Raw genomic sequence first — 17,938 nt, forward strand, 5'->3', positions numbered from 1 at the left:
TCTTTGGCGACGTTCTAGCTGGCTGTTTTCGCAGAATCCACCGGGTAAAACGTATAGCTGAGCGTGATCGTCTGGATATCGGCCGCATCCGGGTCGGTCAGGATCTTCGGATCGACGAAGAAGATCACCGGCATCCGCGCGGTCTCGCCGGGCTTGAGCGTCTGCTGCGTGAAGCAGAAACACTGGATCTTGGTGAAATACTTGCCGGCCTGCGCGGGCTGGACGTTGAACGTCGCGGTGCCGGTGAGCGGCTTGTTCGACGTGTTCGTCGCGGTGAAGAACGCCATGTCGCGCGCGCCGACGTCGATCGTGTCGGAGCGATTCTCGGGCACGAACTTCCACGGGAGTTTCGGGCTGACGTTCGTGTCGAAGTCGACGGTGATCTTGTGGTCGACCGCACCGGGCGCTGCGAGCCCGCGGTTGGTAGTGCCATTGAGCCCGGTGGCCGCGCAGAACAGCCGGTAGAGCGGCACGCTGGCCCAGGCGAGCCCGGTCATGAAGCAGATGAAGAGCACCGCGAGCGCCGCGGTGCGATTGGTACGCGACATGGCCTTCCAGCCGGCCATCAGTGCGGCATCCCCGCGCGGATCTTGGCGATCGAGATCGCGAAGACGAGAATGACGAACGCACCGAGCAGGATGGCCATCACGCGCGCTCGACCGCGCTGGCGGCTGCGGATGAGATCTTCCTCGCGGATGGGATCGGGCAGGCTCATGCGAACCACCGGTCGACGACCAGCGCGCCGAACATCACGAACAGATACAGGATCGAGTATTTGAACAAGGCCTTCTCCGGCTTCATCAGGTCGTCGGCATGCGTGGTGCGCTTCGCAACGCGGACGGAGAGCAGCGCGAACCAGCCGGTGAGCAGGACGGCCGCGATGCCGTAGATCGGCCCGGTCAGCCCGAGTGGCCAGGGCAGGATCGCGACCGCCGCCATCGGGATCGTGTAGAGCCCGATCTGCGTCCGCGTGGTGCGCTCGCCCGACACGACCGGGAGCATCGGCACGCCCGCGGCGGCGTAATCGCTCTTCATGAACAGCGCGAGTGCCCAGAAATGCGGCGGCGTCCAGAGGAACACGAACAGGAACAGCAGGACGGGGAGCAGCGCGATGTCACCGGTCGCGGCGGCCCAACCAATCAGTGGCGGGAACGCGCCCGCTGCCCCACCGATGACGATGTTCTGCGGCGTGCGGCGCTTCAGCCAGACGGTGTAGACGAGGACGTAGAACAGGATCGAGACGGTCAGGATCGCGGCGGCGACGATGTTCACCGCGACGCCCATGAACAGCACCGAGAACGCGCCGAGCCCGACGCCGAAATGGAGTGCCGCCTGACGGTCCATCCGGCCATCGGGCAGTGGGCGCTTCTGGGTGCGACGCATGACCGCGTCGATGTCCGACTCGTACCATTGGTTGAGTGCTCCCGCTGCCCCGGCGCCGAGCGCGATGCAGAGGATCGCGGTGAAGCCGATCACCGGATGCACCGAGGTTGGCGCGGCAAGCATGCCGCATAGCCCGGTGAAGACGACGAGCGTCATCACGCGCGGCTTGGTGAGCGCCAGGAAATCGCGCCAATGCGCCGGTGGCAGAAGGGGGGTGGCGGGAGTCATGGTTCGGGTACGCTATACGCGGTTGAAGGCATTGGGGAAAGCGGTGCGTGACCGCCTGCGGAACGGGATCTTCCGACTTCGGGGTGAGGTGTCAGCAGTCGTCCCTCGCATGACACGAAGTACAACAGGGTTCTCCAAAATTGATCAGTCTCCGGTGTTCCACTATTCGCCATAGTGTTGAAGAACAGCCGAAGTCATGACATCCCTCGAGCGTATTGAGTCTTAGATCGGTACGGCCGGGGGGTGGGGTGATGAAAAGAACAGGAGCGGTAATCGCGGTCAGCTTGGTTTTGGCCGGATGCAGTATCGGGGCAGGACGTTCTTCGCATCTGGTTGAAGCGGTTCCACCGCCTGCACCTCCGTCCCCGCCACCACCGCCCGAGCCGGTCGCGTGGTCGCCGCCGCCGGCACCTGGGCCGCCCGCCTCTGAACCGATACGGACCACGCCGTCGAAATCGGGGCTGGACCCGAAGCCGGTACATACGCCGCTTCGCGCGACAGGTGGATACACCATTGGCGAGGGCCGACAGGGTAGGGTGAAGGGCCGGAACGCATCCTACATGAGTTGGCGTTCGATTGATGTCGACGGTTCGGAATCGATCAATACTCTTACCCCGAAAAGCGAATATTGAGCATTGGCGGGCAGCGTGATGACCATCGAGGCATGCAGGACATATGGGGGATCGGCCCGACTCCGTACCCGGCAAGGGCAGTCTGTCCGCTCCATCGTCCCTGTATCGTGGGCAAGCCGGGACTGTCCGCTTTGCTGTCGTGGCCGATGTCGCTGGAGGGAGTAACGACGCGAGCGTGCTCGTCGAAGCGACTGATGCGAACACCGTGGTCGTCAAGAACGTCAGATTCGGAACGATCATGGAAGCGCAGCTCTATGGGGAGGGATTCAAGATCACGCCAGCCGGCGCTGTGAGGATCGATGCCGAGGAAACCGGAGAAGCCTTGTGGCAGTGGACGATCGTTCCGGTACGCGCGACGCGTCATATACTGCGGATTCAGGGTTGGGTGCTGCGCAAGAATACCGAGGGCAAACTGGTGCGGGCACGGCCCATTCATCACCCGGCCATCGCCGTAGACGTGCCGATACGCTGGTTTCCCGAATGGGTGCACGACCTGATGGACGATTCGCTGATGTGGTTTGCCGATGGGGCGAACTGGCTAAAGGCGTTGAGCGGGCTCGTGGCGGCGCTTGCCGTATTGTGGGCTGCTTTACGCGCGTTTCGCGGGGGTCGGGAAGGGCGTGGTGATTTCAAGCCTGCGGGAAGGTGATCGAACTGACCGGATTCGGAAACAAAACGCCCCGGGTTTCCCCGAGGCGTCTTTCGTTCTTGGCTGGCCCTGAAACGGGAGCAAGTCTCATGTCGTCGGACGCGGCATTGCCGCGCCGGCCTGGCGGGGCCTGAGGGCCCTGATCCGCCTTAATCGATCCGCGGCAACGTCTCGAACTGGTGGTACGGCGGTGGCGAGGAGATCGTCCACTCCAGCGTCGTCGCGCCGTCGCCCCAGGGGTTGTCGCCCGCCGGCTTGCCCGCGAGCAGCGACCAGATCAGGTTGACGAAGAACACCACCATGCCCGCGGCCATGATCATGTAGCCGACCGAGGCGACCGTGTTCCAATGCTCGTACTGCGGCGTGTAGTCCGGGATGCGGCGCGGCATGCCCTGGAGACCCAGGAAATGCATCGGGAAGAACATCACGTTCACGCCGACGAAGAACACCCAGAAGTGCAACTGGCCGAGGAACTCGTTGTACATCTTGCCGGTCATCTTCGGGAACCAGTAGTAGAACCCGGCGAACAGCGAGAAGACCGCACCCAGCGACAGCACGTAGTGGAAATGCGCCACCACGTAGTAGGTGTCCTGCATATAATCGTCGATGCCGCCGTTGGCGAGCACGACGCCCGTCACACCGCCGACAGTGAACATAAAGATGAAGCCGATCGACCACACCATCGGCGTCTTGAAGGTCAGCGAACCACCCCACATCGTCGCGATCCACGAGAAGATCTTGATGCCGGTCGGCACCGCGATGACCATCGTCGCCGCGGTGAAGTACATCTTGGTGTTCACGCTGAGGCCGGTGGTGAACATGTGGTGCGCCCACACGACGAACCCGACCACGCCGATCGCGACCATCGCGTACGCCATGCCGAGGTAACCGAAGACCGGCTTGCGGCTGAACGTCGAGATGATCTGGCTGACGATGCCGAAGCCCGGCAGGATCATGATGTAGACTTCGGGATGGCCGAAGAACCAGAACAGATGCTGGTACAGGACGGGATCGCCGCCGCCGGCCGGATCGAAGAAGGTCGTGCCGAAGTTGCGATCGGTCAGCAGCATCGTGATTGCGGCTGCGAGAACCGGCAACGCCAGCAGCAGCAGGAACGCGGTGACGAGCATCGACCACACGAACAGCGGCATCTTGTGCAGCGTCATGCCCGGCGCACGCATGTTGAAGATCGTCGTGATGAAGTTGATCGCGCCGAGGATCGACGACGCACCGGCCAGATGGAGCGCGAGGATCGCCATGTCGGTCGACGGCCCGGGCTCGCCATAGGTCGAGAGCGGGGCGTAGAGCGTCCAGCCGTTACCCGCGCCACCGAAGAACGGCGACGCCAGCAGCAGCGTGAAGGCGGGGATCAGTAGCCAGAACGACACGTTGTTCATGCGCGGGAACGCCATGTCCGGCGCGCCGATCATGATCGGCACGAACCAGTTGCCGAAGCCACCGACCATCGCCGGCATGACCATGAAGAACACCATGATCAGGCCGTGCGCGGTGATCAGCACGTTCCAGAGATGGAGCGATTCGTCGAGGCTGGCGGGACCGCCGTGGAGCATGCTCGCCCAGCCCTGCAGGTACTGGATCCCGGGATGCGCGAGTTCGGCGCGCATGAGGCCCGAGACCGAGCCGCCGATGATCCCCGCGACGATCGCGAAGATCAGGTACAGCGTGCCGATGTCCTTGTGGTTGGTCGACATGAACCAACGCGCAAAGAAACCCGGCTTGTGATCGGTATCATGATGGTCGTGCGCTTCGTGGGACACGAAGGCCGACGGGGTGAGAGCGGTGTCGGTCATCTTACTGTCCCGCGTTGCCGGCGCCGGCCGGATTTGAGGTCGCGCCCTGCGTCGTCGCGGGGGCTGTAGTTGTCACGTTCTCGACCGGGCCGGTGGCGTTGGCGGTTTCCGCGGCCTCCTCGACCTTCGCCGCGGAGCCATCGGCGCCGGGCTGCGGGATGACCTTGTCGGACGCCTTGCCGGGAGTCGGCATCGTGCCGCCCTTGGCCTTAACCCACGCTGCGTATTCGGCGGGCGGAACCGCCTCGACCGCGATGGGCATATAGCCGTGGCGCGCGCCGCAGAGCTCCGAGCACTGGCCGAAATACAGGCCGGGCTTTTCGATCGTGAAGCTGGTCTCGTTCAGGCGACCTGGGATCGCGTCGAGCTTGATCCAGAACGCTGGGACAGCCCAACTGTGGATCACGTCGTTCGACGTCGTGATCAGGCGGATCGGCACGCCGACCGGGAGGACGATGCGGTTGTCGGTGGCGAGCAGCTTGGGGCCGTCGGCATCGGTGCGCGGACGCTCGCCGGCGGCGACGTCAGCCTTTTCCTTCAGCATGTTGGCGGTGATCTCGAAGCCGCCATTGTCCGGATACTGGTAGGTCCAATACCATTGGTTGCCGATCGCCTTAAGCGTGACGGCGCCCGACGGGGCCGGCTTGAACTGGGCTTGCAGCAGGCCGATCGAGGGGACTGCGATCAGCACGAGGATCACGACCGGTGCTAGCGTCCAGAGGATCTCGATCGCGGTGTTGTGGCTGGTCTTCGACGCGACCGGGTTGCGCGCCTTGCGGTAGCGGAACGACACCCAGAACAGGAGCGCGAGGACGAATAGCGAGATGATCGTGATCGTCGGCACCAGGATCGAATTGTGCATCCAGTGCGCGAACTGGCCGTTCTTGGTCACCTGAGGCTGGAGCCCGAACAGGCCATCCGTGGGCTGGCCGATCATCGGCTTGACCGTCATCGCGGGCGCACCGTCCATCGCGAGCTCGGGGCTGGACGGGTTGGCGGTCGAGGTCGCAGCGGCGGTGGTAGGTGCGGTGTTCGACACGCCTCCCGGTGCCGCGGCAGCCTGCGGTGTGGACGTGGCTGCTGGCGTCGTGCTCGCAGGCTGGGCCGCATGCCCGGCGACTCCACCGAGACTCGCCAGTGCGAGCCCCGCTGCCATCGCAAATCCTCTCATCCCCATCTTGCGCATCGTTATTCTTGACCCCGGTTTATAGCGAACCCGATATCACGGACGCGCGGATGTCTGCTTATGATTTGGGAAGAGCTATACCCAGCGGGGGGCTCGCCTCAAGCCTTGTCTGGCATGAGCCCTTCAGGCGCCCGCACTAACCCCCCGTCATCCTGACGAAAGTCAGGATCCAGGATCACGAACGCCGTCCCCTGCGGTTATGGGTCCTGACTTTCGTCAGGATGACGGTGGGCCGCCGGTTCTCGTTGCACGTGGTTTCGTGCGCTCGTATCAGCGCGGGCAGACCATTTGGAGCGATGACCCGCGATGACCGAAGACGACGTGCTCGCCGAATTCCGCGCTGCCGAAGCGTTGCTCGAAGGGCATTTCATCCTGTCCTCCGGCCTGCGCAGTTCGCGCTACCTGCAATGCGCGCGGGTGTTGATGGACCCCGCGCGCGGCGCTCGGCTGTCGAAAGCGCTCGTCGCGTCGATCCCGTCGGAGTTGCGGGCGCAGATCGATATCGTCGTCTCGCCGGCGATGGGCGGCGTGATCGCGGGTCACGAAATGGGCCGCGCGCTGGGTGTGGAGGCGGTATTCCTCGAACGCCCCGACGGCGTGTTCGAATTGCGCCGCGGGTTCCGGCTCGCACCCGGCCAGCGCGTGCTGATGATGGAGGACGTCGTCACCACCGGGCTGTCGTCGCGCGAGGCGATCGCGGCGATCGGGCGCGCGGGCGGCGTGACCGTGGCGGCGGCGGCCTTTGGTCGATCGCTCGAACGGGACGGCGGACTTGGGCGTGCCGTTCTTCCCGCTGATCCGGCTCGACGTGCCGACCTATCCGGCGGATGCGTTGCCGCGCGAACTGGCGGCGATCCCGGCGATCAAGCCCGGCAGCAGGGCGGCAGCATGAGCCGGGACCTGCGTTTAGGCGTCAACATCGATCACGTCGCGACGGTGCGGAATGCGCGGGGGGCGGGGTATCCCGATCCGGTGCGTGCGGCTCTGGTCGCGGCGGCGGCGGGGGGCGGACGGGATCACCGCGCATCTGCGGGAGGATCGCCGGCACATTACGGATGACGACATCGCGCGTCTGTCGGCCGAACTGACGATCCCGCTCAACCTGGAGATGGCGGCGACCGACGAGATGCTCGGCATCGCGCTGCGTCACAAGCCGCACGCCGCGTGCATCGTGCCGGAAAAGCGCGAGGAACTGACCACCGAGGGTGGGCTCGACGTCGCCGGGCATTACGACCGGATGGCGCGGCTGGTCGACGCACTCGCGGGCGCGGGTATCCGCGTTTCACTGTTCATCGAGCCGGACGCGCGCCAGATCGAGGCGGCGGTGCGGCTCAAGGTTCCGGTGGTCGAGCTGCACACCGGGTTGTACGCGGAACTGTCGGGCGAGGCGCGGACGGTGGAACTGCGGCGGCTGACGGATGCGGCGGCGCTGGCGGCGAAGAACGGCATCGAGGTGCATGCGGGACACGGGCTGACCTACGACAACGTCGCACCGATCGCGGCTATCCGGCAGGTTCGGGAGCTGAACATCGGGCATTTCCTCGTCGGTGAGGCGCTGTTCGTCGGGCTTGGCGAGGCGGTTCGGCTGATGCGTGAGGCTATGGATGCGGCGCGGTAGTAAGGCAGTTCTGTTCGCGCAGAGGCGCAGAGGCGCGGAGCAGAAGAGGGGGCTAGCCCGTGGCTGGATTCTCTCGCTTGCTAACTCGATCTTGCCGCTCTTGTGGCCTTCATACTCTCCGCGACTCTGCGCCTCTGCGCGCAAATCTAATTTTGTCTTCCGACTCCAGGCCGTATCATGATCATCGGGCTCGGGTCCGACCTGTGTAATATCGAGCGGATCGCGGCGTCGGTCGAGCGGTTCGGCGAGCGGTTCGAGCAGCGGGTGTTTACCGATGTCGAGCGGGCGAAAGCGGCGCGGCGGCCGTTTACCAAGGCCGGCACGCTGGCGAAGCGGTTCGCGGCCAAGGAGGCGTTTTCGAAGGCGGTCGGGACCGGGTTTCGGGCAGGCGTGTTCATGCGCGATATCGGCGTGGTCAACGCCCCCAGCGGCGCGCCGACGCTGGCGTTGACCGGGGGCGCCAAAGCGAGGCTTGACGCGTTGACCCCCGAAGGCCACGCCGCGCGCGTGCATTTGACAATGACCGATGATCATCCGTGGGCGCAGGCCTTCGTGATCATCGAAGCCATACCTCTGATATCCCCGGACATGCGCCAGGATACGAACCGATGAAGGACGCGGCGTTGGACGGCAACGAGTTCCCCGAAAAGCCCCTCGCGCAGACCCCCTTGCGCAGACCGGCGCGGCCGATACCGCGCCACTGGCCGGCACCACACCGGAAACGACACGCGGCCGCGGCACCGACTGGTGGGGCGAGGTGAAGGGCATATTCTGGCTGATCCTGGTCGTGCTCGGCTTCCACAGCTTCATCGCCAAGCCCTTCTATATCCCCAGCGAATCGATGCTGCCTGGGCTCCGCATCGGCGATCGGCTGGTGGTGACCAAGTTCGCTTATGGCTGGTCGTTCGTGTCGCCGACGATCCCGAACCCGGTCGCGATCTTCAAGGGCGTGGTGCTGCGCCAGCAGGAGGACAGCTGGAGCGTGTCGCTGCCGTTCATCCACGGCCGCCTGTTCGGCTCGCTGCCGACGCGCGGCGACGTGGTGATCGTGACGCCGCCAGGCACGCACAACGACTATATCAAGCGTGTGATCGGGCTGCCGGGCGATAAGCTCGCCGTGCGCGGCGGGATCGTGTTCCTCAACGGCGTCGCGGTGAAGCGCGGCCCGCTCCACGACACGCTGATCCCGGTCGACACCAACAGCCCGTGCAGCGAGATCGACTATCCCGGCGCGCGCGAGACGCTGCCCGACGGGCGCGCGATGTGCCGCCTGCCGACCTATACCGAGACGCTGCCGAACGGTCGCCGCTACGAGACGATCGATCTGGAATCGGACAGCCAGGGCGATAATTTCTCGGAGATCACGATCCCTGCGAACCACGTCTTCCTGATGGGCGACAACCGCGATCGCTCGGCCGACAGCCGGTTCGCGCTGAGCCAGCTCGGTCTCGGCGGACCGGTGCCGTACGAGAATCTCGGCGGTCGTGCGGAGTTCATCACCTTCAGCCTCGACGGCGATGCGACATTCAACCCGCTGAGCTGGTGGGGTTCGCTGCGCCCGGACCGGGCCGGCACCTCCTTGCATCCCGCGAAGGTCAGCTAAGATGGCCGAGACGAAGACCGTCGACGAACTGAGCCCGGTCGAGATGCGCGATCCGTTCCTGCGCAAGGAACTGAAGCGCGCGGCGATCTGGCTCGGGCTCGCCTGCGTGATCGCGCTGCTGATCGTGCTGGTCCAGCCGTTGCTGATCATCTTTGCCGGCGTCGTGTTCGCGGCACTGCTCGATGGAGGCGTGCGGCTGCTCGGGCGGGTGCTGCCGATCGGGCGTGGGTGGCGGTTGCTGATCGTCGTGCTGCTGACGTTCGCGTTCCTCGTCGGGACGTTCATTCTCACTGGCGTGCAGGTCACCGAACAGGTGACGCAGCTGCGCTCGACGCTGGAATCGCAGGCCAATCGCTTCACGGGCTATCTGACGTCGCAGGGGCTGATGCCGGGTGCGTCGGACGTCAACGGGATCGTCAAGCAGGCGCTCGGCTCGGTCGGGCGCGTGACGTCGTGGGTGGGCAGCGCGATCGGCGCGATCACCAGCATGTTCATGATCCTAATTCTTGGACTGTTCATCGCGATGGACCCGAGCACCTATTCGCGCGGGATGCAGTGGATGGTGCCGAGTGATCTTCGCCCCGAGTTCGCCAGGACTTTGGTCAAGATGGGCGCGACGTTGCGGCGGCTATTGGCCGGGCGCCTGCTTGGGATGGCGGTCGAGGGTGTCGCGAGCGGCATCGCGCTGGCGATCGGCGGCGTGCCGATGGCGATGCTGCTGGGTATCATCGCGGGGATTTTGGCGTTCATTCCGAACGTCGGCGCGATCGTGACGGGCGTGCTGATGGTCGCGGTCGGGTTCAGCGCGGGCGTCGATACGGGGTATTGGGCGATCGGCACGTACCTCGTGGTGCAGACGATCGACGGGTATGTGATCGTGCCGATGGTGGCCAAGCGGACTGTGGATTTGCCGCCGGCGTTGACATTGGGCGCACAGATTTTGGCGAGCGCGCTGTTCGGGATTCTGGGGCTGGCGCTGGCCGATCCGATGACTGCGATGTTGAAGACTGCGCTGGAGCGGCGGTCTGAGCGGGAAGAGGAGAAGGCCGAGGCTGGCGAGGGAGTGGCTGCTACTGCGTGAGGGGTGCCCGTGCGGTCGGCACGCGCAACCGTACCGACCTCCGGTGGATAAGCACTCTCGTTCTACAATGGTGGTGGGATAAAGCTCACTATCCGTCATCCCCGCGGACGCGGGGACCCATATCTTCCGAGGTTTGCCAGTATGGGTCCCCGCGTCCGCGGGGATGACGGGGGTGAGAGCCGGGGACGTCAATGGGGCGGGTAATCGATAGGAAGTTATCGCCTTACCAATCGGTCGAAGAGCGCGAGGTAGCGCTCCGCTGAGTCTGCACCGGGTTGCGGTACTGGTTCGGGTCGCTGCCGAGTTGGCTCTAGCCACGCATCCAGCGCTCCCACCACTGCAGCAGCGTCGTCCCTCGCGATCACTGTCCCAAGCTCCGGCCGATCAATAATCTCCGCCACCGCCGCGCTCGAGTCGGTCGAGATCACTGGCGTCCCAACCGACAGCGCCTCGCGCAACACGCCGGGCACACCTTCATAGTCCGAGGTCAGCACGACCACCGCCGCGCGGGTCATGACCGGCAACGGATCGCTGCTGTGGCCAAGCAGGAAAACGCGCTTCCCCAAGCTGAGCGCGTGGATTTGCGCTTCGATCGCCCCCCGCTCGCTCCCCTCGCCGAGGATGACGAGCGGTATCGTCTGGTCTGCGAGCAGCGGGAGTGCGGCGATCAGGCGGTCCCAGCGCTTCTGCGGTTCGAGCCGGCCGACGCCGAGAATGAAGCGCACCGGGAGATCGGGCAACGTGCCGGTGACGGGCACCGCTGGCGGGTTCGGGATCACGCTCGTTCGCCCGATCATCCGGGTCGCCAACGCCGCCTCGTCCGCGGTCGCCGGGGTCATCGCGACGAGGTGATCGAGGAAGCTGCCGTGCCGCGCGAGCCAGACCTGGTGCGCGGCGTGCATCAGGCGGCCGTGATCGGCGCGCGCAGGGGCGTTGGACATCTTGGCGACGATCGGCGGGCACGTCTTGCCGAGTCGCAGCCGGGTCCATGCCGCGATCCCGGTGTAGAAGTTGCCGGGGCAGAATATGATGTCCGGCGCTAGACGTCGCACGACATTGGGGAGCGCGAGCAACCGCGAGGGCGCGACGACCTCTAGCCCGTCCGGCAGTTCCGCCGCTAGCGGCCCGGCAATATCCTCGATCACCAGCGTCACGCGACGCCCCGCAGCCAGCCAGCCGCGTGCGAGGCGCAGTTGCGCGCGCTCGACCCCGCCGCCGCGCAGATCCTCGGCATAGGTCAGGATGTGCCGGGCGATCGGTGGCTTGCTCACGAGTGACATATGGGGGTCATCATACTGCGCGATGGGTAGAGCGGAGATCGCGACCGAATGAAACCGACTTTGCGTGCATGCACGGCGGCGGGTGGCTATCAGGCCGCGCGACGGAGGCGGGCACCAAGTAGCAGGGAACGGGCGGCGGAACGGCTTGAGGACAATGGTTTGAGGACCGGCGAGTGAATTTCCGTACGAAAACTGCCGATCGCGACGGCTATGCGGACATCGCGCGCGCCGGGCTCGAGCCGCTGAAGGCGCTCGGTAGCCGTTGGCCCGCGATCATTGGTGCGGTGCTGACGCTGGCGATGATCGTCGGCCTCGGGCGCGAACTGCTCGGGCATGGCCTTGCCGGGCTGTCGCGTTCGGTGCCGCAGGACCCGCGTTTCTATCTGTGCTTCGGCCTGCTCTACATGTCGCCGCCGACCGGAGATTACGTCATCTTCCGCCGGCTCTGGGGTATCCCGCTCGGCGGCCTGGTCGCCCTGATCAAGAAGCGGATCGCAAACGAAGTCGTGTTCGGATACTCAGGCGACGCATATTTCTACGCCTGGGCGCGGGCCAAGGCGCGGATGGTGGCGTCGCCGTTCGGTGCGGTGAAGGACGTGTCGATCCTGTCGGCGATCGCGGGCAATGCGGTCACGCTGCTGCTGGTGGCGATCGCGTTGCCGCTCGGCCGGCATCTGCTGACGCACGACCAGTTCCGCACAGTGCTGGCGTCGGCGGGCGTGACGCTGGCAATCTCGCTGCCGTTCCTGATCTTCTCGCGCCGCGTGTTCTCATTGCCGCGTGCGAAACTCTGGTGGGTGTTCGGGATCCACTGCATCCGGTTGCTGTGCGGATCGGTGCTGATCGCGTTCGCGTGGCATTACGCTCTGCCGGGCGTGCCGGTAGGGATGTGGCTGTTCCTTGCCGCCGGACGCCTGCTGGTGTCGCGCCTGCCGCTGGTGCCGAACAAGGACCTGCTATTCGCCAACGCCGCGATCCTGTTGATCGGGCAGGACCAGGCCTTGTCGGAGCTGATCGCGTTTACCGCCGCGCTGACTCTGCTGGTGCATGTCGCGCTGATCATCCTGTTCGGCATCCATGCCGGGCTCACCCGGTTGCGCGCATGATCCGCGCCTGCGTGGCGCTGGCCCCGATCGTTGTGCTTGCAGGGCCGGCGGGCGCGCAGGTGCTCGGTAGCGATGCGGCGGCGTGTCGACCGGGTGAGGGGCCGGCGATCGCGGTGGAGGTCACCGGGCTGAAGGATCGTACGGGCGAGTTGAAGCTCGAACTCTATCCTGATGACGAAGCGGGCTTCCTCAAGGACGACCATGTGCTGATCGCGGCGGGCAAGACGTTTCGGCGGGTGGTGGTGCCGACGCCGCCGAACGGGGCGCCGATGCTCTGCATCCGGGTGCCGCGGCCGGGCCGCTATGCGCTGTTGCTGACGCATAATCGCGACGGCAAGAACAAGTTCAGTTTCTGGACCGATGGTGCCGGGTTCGCGAGCAACGTGAAGCTCGGGCGGTCGCGGCCCAAGGTCGAGCAGGCGCTGGTCGAGGTCGGCGCGGGCGTGACGACGGTGCGGATCACCGTACAGTATCTGCGCGGGCTCGGCGGGTTCGGGCCAGTCACGCCATGAGAATCGTCCCATGAGGATCGTCGACGTCAACGAGTTCTACTCGCCCACCGGCGGTGGTGTTCGCACCTATGTCGATCGGAAAATGGGGATCATGGCGGACATGGGTCATGAACTCATCGTCGTCGCGCCGGGCAAGGAAGACCGCGTCGAGGAGCGGCCGGGCGGCGGGCGGATCATCTACCTCAAGTCGCCGGGGATGCCGTTCGATCGTAACTACGGGTTGTTCTGGGACGAGGGTGCGATCCACCGCGTGCTCGACGATCTCGATCCCGATGTGGTCGAATGCTGTTCGCCGTGGCGTCCGGCGTGGTTCGTCGGCGACTGGCAGGGGCGCGCGGTGAAGGCGTTCTTCATGCACAACGACAATATCGCGGCCTATGCGCAGCGCTGGTTCGCGGGCGTCGCGAGCCATGACCAGATCGAGCGCGGGTTCGCCTGGTACAGCCGGTACATGCGGCGTTTCCTCGAGAAATACGATGTCGTCGTCACCAACGGCCCGGCCTTGGAAAAGCGGTTGCGCGCGCGCGGGCTGCGGATCGATGCGGCGATGCCGCTGGGAATCGAGCGCGGACATTTCTCGCCCGACCTGCGCGATACGCGGTTGCGCGCGGCATTGCTGCGGCAGTGCGGGTTGCCTGAAGACGGCATGCTGTTGCTCGGACTGGGGCGGCATCACGGCGAGAAGCGCTGGCCGCTGGTGGTCGATGCGGTGGCGCGGGCGGGGGGCGACCCTGCCGGTCGGGCTGGTCCTGATCGGTGCGGGTGCGCAGACCAAGGCGATCCAGCGGCGGATCGGTGGTTCGCCGCATATCCGGATGTTTGCGCCGGTGTATGACCGCGAGCGGCTCGCGCGGATCATGGCGAGCTGCGATGCGCTGATCCACGGATCGGAGGCGGAGCCGTTCGGGCTGGTCGCGTCGGAGGCGATGGCGTCGGGCCTGCCGCTGATCGTGCCGGATACGGGTGGGTGCGCGGAGGTTGCCGACCCTTACGCCAGCGAACTCTACGCGGCGCGCGATGCGGAGAGTGCGGCGGCGGCGATCGGGCGGTTGTTCGCGCGTGATCCGGCGTTGCTGCTGCGCGCGGCGGCGGTGGCAGCGCGGCATGTGCGTAGCGACCGCGAGCATGCCGTGGAGCTTATGGATTATTATGCGGGGCTGGTCGCCGCGAAGCATGGCGTGCGACGTACAGCGTGAAGCGCGTGTCGGGGACGGGAACCGCCCGATAGCCTTGGCGGATCGCGTAGGTGGCGAGCGCTGCGTCGATTCGGTCGTCGCCGCTGCTCCACGCGCCTTCGCCGCCGGTGAGGATCGCGGGCGGTTGGCCGAGCAGGGCGATCCGCGCGTGCGATACGAGGCGGAGTTGGCGTTCCTGACCGGAGTTCAGCAGTGCGGTGCTGCGGAAATAGAAGGGTCCGGTAGCGAAGCGCGGGTCGATCGCGCGGCCGGGGGAGGAATTGCGGGGAGAGCGTCGCGACCGGGCCGGTAACGTTTTCGCGGGCTAGCGTCTCACGCACCGCGGCCGTGTCGCGCATCGCGTCGAGCATCGGGATGCGGCCGCTCGCGACGGCCTCGATCGTGGGGGGCAAGTCCGGCGCAGGCGAAGACGATTGCGGCGATCCGCATCGCCTTGCCCGGCGGGTGCGCGTGCCAGACCAGTGCCAGCCGCACGAACAGTGCAGGGAGCACTGGCAACAGATATTGCCGCCATGTCGGCACCGGCGCGAGCGCGGCGATCAGGCCGGCGACGATCAGAAGGTCGAGGATCAGGTGCCAGCGATGGCGCCTGCCGGTGGTGGCGACGATCGCGAGCAGGGCAGGGCCGAGCGCGAGGAACTTGAGCGTGTCGATGATCTTGGCGGTGTTCGACAGCTTCCACGGGCGGGACTGATACCATTCGGTCGGCGCCTGGCCGGGGAAGCCGATCACGCCGAACAAGAAGCCCTCGGGGGCCTGGAGGAATAGCGCCGTCGTCAGCGCGATGAACGGGAGCGCGCCGAGCAGCGTCCACCACGGGCGACGGTCGGCGCGGAACAGCGTCCAGATGCCGTAGGTGAGCGCGGGTAGCGCGTAGGAGATTTTCGCGCTTGCGGCGGCGGCGAGCAACATGCCGATCAGGATCGCATCGTTGCGACTTGCCTGGTCGCGGGCGGTCCTGACGATGGCGGGGAGGGCCAGCGCGAGGCAGGCTGCGGGGAGCGCGTCGTTGCGCGCCGTGCCGATGCTGAAAAGGAGGATGTCGCAGGTGGCGAAGAGGGCGGTTGCTATGGTAGCGGCGCGGGTGCTGGCGCTGCCGATGCGGGCGGCGCGGTGGACTGCGGCGATCGTGGCTGTGCCGAGGAGGGCGTTGGTTATGCGGAGGGCTGGCCATGTCCAGGCGCCTGCGATCAAAGCGATCGGGGCGAAGAGATAGGGTTGGAGCGGGGTCTGGAGGTAGGCAAAGTCTTGGTAGGGGATGAGGCCGTGCGCGGTGAGGAGGGCGGCGGCAACGTACTGGCTCTCGTCGTGGTCGACGGGGCGGAGGAGGGCGAGGGTGGTCAGGATGATCGCTAGCGTCGCAAACGCCAAAAGCATGTTCACCCGCGAAGGCGGGTGCCCAGTCTGGGCACCCGCCTTCGCGGGTGAACAATTTTGGCTGAGACTGTCGCCCATTATTCTGCACCACCCCGGCGAAGGCCGGGGCCCAATTGGGGGGACGGTTATGGTTGAAGACGGCGCTCCGTTACCCCCCACCTCCCCAATTGGGCCCCGGCCTTCGCCGGGATGGTGTAGCTGCGCGCACGAGTCAGGCTTTTACAGCGGTCAGGAAGTAGTCGAGGCTTGTCGAATCGCTGAGCGTGAAGCCCGTGGACGGCGAGAAGCTTAGCCCGCGCGTGTCCGCCACCCGAAGTCCCGCGTCCTTCAGAAGCGCGGTCAGTTCCTCGGGCGTGAGGAACTTGTTCCAGTCGTGCGTCCCCTTGGGAATCACCCCAGCACCCTCCGCCACGGTAATCATCGCCAGCCGCGACAACGGCGTGCGGTTGGGCGTCGACAGGATCAGCAACCCGCCGTCCGCCAACGTCCGCGCCAACCCGCGGACAAAGCCGGCGGGATCGCTGACATGCTCGATCACTTCCAGACTGGTGACGAGATCGAACTGGCCGACCAGCCCCTCAACACCCCCGGCGCGGTAGTCGATCTCAAGCCCGCTCTGCGCGGCATGGATCTCCGCCACCGCGATGTTCTCGGGCGCCGCGTCGATCCCAGTCACCGCCCCACCAAGCCGCGCTAACGGCTCACACAGCAACCCAGCGCCGCAGCCGACGTCGAGCGCGGTCTTCCCCTCCAGCGGGGTGAAGGTCGAACCATCGCCACCCCAATGCGCATCCACCTGCTCGCGGATATAGCGCAACCGCGGCGGATTGAGTTTGTGAAGTGGCGCCGACGAGCCCTTCGGGTCCCACCAGTCCTTCGCCATCGTGCCGAAATGCGCGGCCTCGCGCGGATCGATTGTTGCGTTCGTTACGGTGTCGCTTGCCAGTATCATGCGCGCTACCTATCAGGGCCGCCGCTTCGACCCAAAGGGATTTGCGCTGCCAATGGCCCGTATCGTGATGAAATTCGGCGGGACGTCGATGGCTGGGATCGAGCGTATCCGCAACGTCGCCGCGCGCGTGAAGCGCGAAGTCGACGCCGGCAACCAGGTTGCCGTCGTCGTCTCCGCGATGGCGGGCGAGACCGATCGACTGGTCGGCTTCTGCCGCGAGGCGTCGTCGCTGTACGACGCGAAGGAATACGACGTCGTCGTCTCGGCCGGCGAGCAGATCACGAGCGGCCTGCTCGCGATCGCTTTGCAGGCGGCCGGCTGCAAGGCCCGGTCGTGGCTCGGCTGGCAGTTGCCGATCAACACCTCGGACGCGCATGGATCGGCACGGATCGGCGAGATCGACACGGCCGCGCTCGACGCGAGCCTCGCGGACGGCGTCGTCGCCGTGATCCCCGGTTTCCAGGGCGTCGCGGACGGCCAGCGCGTCACGACGTTAGGTCGCGGCGGCTCCGGATACGTCGGCGGTGGCGATGGCAGCTGCGATGAAGGCCGACCGCTGCGACATCTATACCGACGTCGACGGCGTCTACACGACCGACCCCAGGATCGTGCCCCGCGCACGGAAACTGAGCAAGGTCACGTACGAAGAGATGCTGGAACTCGCCAGCGTCGGTGCCAAGGTGTTGCAGACGCGGTCTGTCGGCCTGGCGATGAAAGAGAATGTGCGTGTGCGCGTATTGTCCTCGTTCGAGGATGGCGACACGAATGATGGTCACCGCGGCACGTTGATCGTGGGCGAAGAGGAAATCGACGATATGGAACGCCAGCTCATCACCGGCATCGCGCACGACAAGAATGAGGCGAAGATCACGTTGACGCAGGTCAGCGATCGGCCCGGCTCGGTCGCCGCGATCTTCGCGCCGCTCGCCAATGCGGGGATCAACGTCGACATGATCGTGCAGAACGTCGCGCATTCGACCGGCTCCACGGACGTGACCTTCACGGTGCCGTCGGCCGATCTGGCGCGCTCGCTCGACGTGCTCGACAAGGCGAAGGACGCGATCGGCTATGCGACGGTCGTCCACGACACGCGCGTCGCCAAGGTGTCCGTCGTTGGCGTCGGGATGCGCAGCCATGCGGGCGTCGCCTCGACGATGTTCACGACGCTCGGCGAACGCGGCATCAACATCCAGGCGATCGCGACCTCGGAGATCAAGGTCAGCGTGCTGATCGAAGAGGATTATACCGAGCTGGCGGTGCGTGTTCTGCACACGGCGTATGGCCTCGATGCCGAGGATGCGGCTTGAGCTTGATACATAACGAC

The 17,938-nt window shown here is 65.8% G+C and carries 15 protein-coding genes and 4 pseudogenes; 11 read left to right on the forward strand and 8 right to left on the reverse strand.

Annotated features, from left to right (window positions below):
• Positions 1-14 precede the first annotated feature (14 nt).
• The 3 genes from NHF48_RS15330 to NHF48_RS15340 are packed head-to-tail and all read right to left on the reverse strand — an operon-like array spanning position 15 to position 1,611.
• Positions 15-566 (reverse strand): cytochrome c oxidase assembly protein, encoded by a 552-nt coding sequence (locus NHF48_RS15330; RefSeq protein ID WP_192238610.1) that lies wholly within the window; start codon positions 564-566, stop codon positions 15-17.
• Entirely contained in the window at positions 566-715 is a 150-nt protein-coding gene (locus tag NHF48_RS15335) for a hypothetical protein (RefSeq protein WP_253071580.1), read from the reverse strand. Before NHF48_RS15335 ends, NHF48_RS15330 begins: the two co-directional genes overlap by 1 nt.
• The gene (locus tag NHF48_RS15340) at positions 712-1,611 is read right to left on the reverse strand and encodes a heme o synthase (protein ID WP_253071581.1); all 900 of its coding nucleotides are present in this window, start codon (positions 1,609-1,611) and stop codon (positions 712-714) included. The genes NHF48_RS15335 and NHF48_RS15340 overlap by 4 nt, the downstream gene beginning before the upstream one ends.
• 807 nt (positions 1,612-2,418) lie before the next feature.
• On the opposite strand from NHF48_RS15340, the gene NHF48_RS15345 reads away from it, so the two are divergent.
• Complete coding sequence (locus tag NHF48_RS15345) at positions 2,419-2,892, forward strand: hypothetical protein (RefSeq protein WP_253071582.1); 474 nt, start codon at positions 2,419-2,421, stop codon at positions 2,890-2,892.
• A 149-nt stretch (positions 2,893-3,041) separates the two neighbouring features.
• On the opposite strand, the gene ctaD is transcribed toward NHF48_RS15345, so the two are convergent.
• Both ctaD and coxB read right to left on the reverse strand, forming a co-directional pair.
• Entirely contained in the window at positions 3,042-4,703 is a 1,662-nt protein-coding gene (ctaD, locus tag NHF48_RS15350) for a cytochrome c oxidase subunit I (protein WP_253071583.1), read from the reverse strand.
• A 1-nt stretch (position 4,704) separates the two neighbouring features.
• Positions 4,705-5,859, reverse strand: a complete 1,155-nt coding sequence (gene coxB, locus NHF48_RS15355) for a cytochrome c oxidase subunit II (RefSeq protein WP_253071584.1) — start codon at positions 5,857-5,859, stop codon at positions 4,705-4,707.
• 336 nt (positions 5,860-6,195) lie between these two features.
• Here coxB and pyrE point away from each other — a divergent pair.
• The 5 genes and pseudogenes from pyrE (at position 6,196) to NHF48_RS15380 (ending at position 10,191) form a co-directional block, all read left to right on the forward strand.
• Positions 6,196-6,781: pseudogene (gene pyrE, locus NHF48_RS15360) on the forward strand (orotate phosphoribosyltransferase).
• A pseudogene (locus tag NHF48_RS15365) lies at positions 6,778-7,507 on the forward strand (pyridoxine 5'-phosphate synthase). Before pyrE ends, NHF48_RS15365 begins: the two co-directional pseudogenes overlap by 4 nt.
• Before the next feature lie 177 nt (positions 7,508-7,684).
• Entirely contained in the window at positions 7,685-8,119 is a 435-nt protein-coding gene (acpS, locus tag NHF48_RS15370) for a holo-ACP synthase (protein ID WP_056066237.1), read from the forward strand.
• Between the two features lie 88 nt (positions 8,120-8,207).
• The gene (lepB, locus tag NHF48_RS15375) at positions 8,208-9,110 is read left to right on the forward strand and encodes a signal peptidase I (protein ID WP_253072452.1); all 903 of its coding nucleotides are present in this window, start codon (positions 8,208-8,210) and stop codon (positions 9,108-9,110) included.
• 1 nt (position 9,111) lies between these two features.
• Positions 9,112-10,191, forward strand: a complete 1,080-nt coding sequence (locus tag NHF48_RS15380; protein WP_253071585.1) for an AI-2E family transporter — start codon at positions 9,112-9,114, stop codon at positions 10,189-10,191.
• Between the two features lie 215 nt (positions 10,192-10,406).
• Here NHF48_RS15380 and NHF48_RS15385 read toward each other — a convergent pair whose 3' ends face one another.
• Entirely contained in the window at positions 10,407-11,471 is a 1,065-nt protein-coding gene (locus tag NHF48_RS15385) for a glycosyltransferase (protein ID WP_253071586.1), read from the reverse strand.
• Positions 11,472-11,644: 173 nt separating this feature from the next.
• Here NHF48_RS15385 and NHF48_RS15390 point away from each other — a divergent pair, with 173 nt between their 5' ends.
• From NHF48_RS15390 to NHF48_RS15405, 4 genes and pseudogenes are all read left to right on the forward strand, one after another.
• A complete protein-coding gene (locus tag NHF48_RS15390; RefSeq protein ID WP_253071587.1) occupies positions 11,645-12,577 on the forward strand; it encodes a hypothetical protein in 933 nt (310 codons plus the stop codon).
• The gene (locus tag NHF48_RS15395) at positions 12,574-13,089 is read left to right on the forward strand and encodes a DUF2141 domain-containing protein (RefSeq protein ID WP_253071588.1); all 516 of its coding nucleotides are present in this window, start codon (positions 12,574-12,576) and stop codon (positions 13,087-13,089) included. Before NHF48_RS15390 ends, NHF48_RS15395 begins: the two co-directional genes overlap by 4 nt.
• Before the next feature lie 10 nt (positions 13,090-13,099).
• A pseudogene (locus NHF48_RS15400) lies at positions 13,100-14,285 on the forward strand (glycosyltransferase).
• Positions 14,286-14,319: 34 nt separating this feature from the next.
• Positions 14,320-14,577, forward strand: a complete 258-nt coding sequence (locus NHF48_RS15405) for a hypothetical protein (protein ID WP_253071589.1) — start codon at positions 14,320-14,322, stop codon at positions 14,575-14,577.
• Positions 14,578-14,597: 20 nt separating this feature from the next.
• On the opposite strand, the gene NHF48_RS15410 is transcribed toward NHF48_RS15405, so the two are convergent.
• Both NHF48_RS15410 and ubiG read right to left on the reverse strand, forming a co-directional pair.
• A complete protein-coding gene (locus tag NHF48_RS15410; RefSeq protein ID WP_253071590.1) occupies positions 14,598-15,668 on the reverse strand; it encodes an ArnT family glycosyltransferase in 1,071 nt (356 codons plus the stop codon).
• 205 nt (positions 15,669-15,873) lie between these two features.
• Complete coding sequence (gene ubiG, locus NHF48_RS15415; RefSeq protein WP_253071591.1) at positions 15,874-16,614, reverse strand: bifunctional 2-polyprenyl-6-hydroxyphenol methylase/3-demethylubiquinol 3-O-methyltransferase UbiG; 741 nt, start codon at positions 16,612-16,614, stop codon at positions 15,874-15,876.
• A 52-nt stretch (positions 16,615-16,666) separates the two neighbouring features.
• Between ubiG and NHF48_RS15420 the strand changes: the two are divergent.
• Positions 16,667-17,921, forward strand: a pseudogene (locus NHF48_RS15420) (aspartate kinase).
• Positions 17,922-17,938 lie beyond the last annotated feature (17 nt).

Origin of the sequence: Sphingomonas sp. H160509 (genome assembly GCF_024124765.2) — a bacterium.
Taxonomy (GTDB): Bacteria; Pseudomonadota; Alphaproteobacteria; order Sphingomonadales; family Sphingomonadaceae; genus Sphingomonas.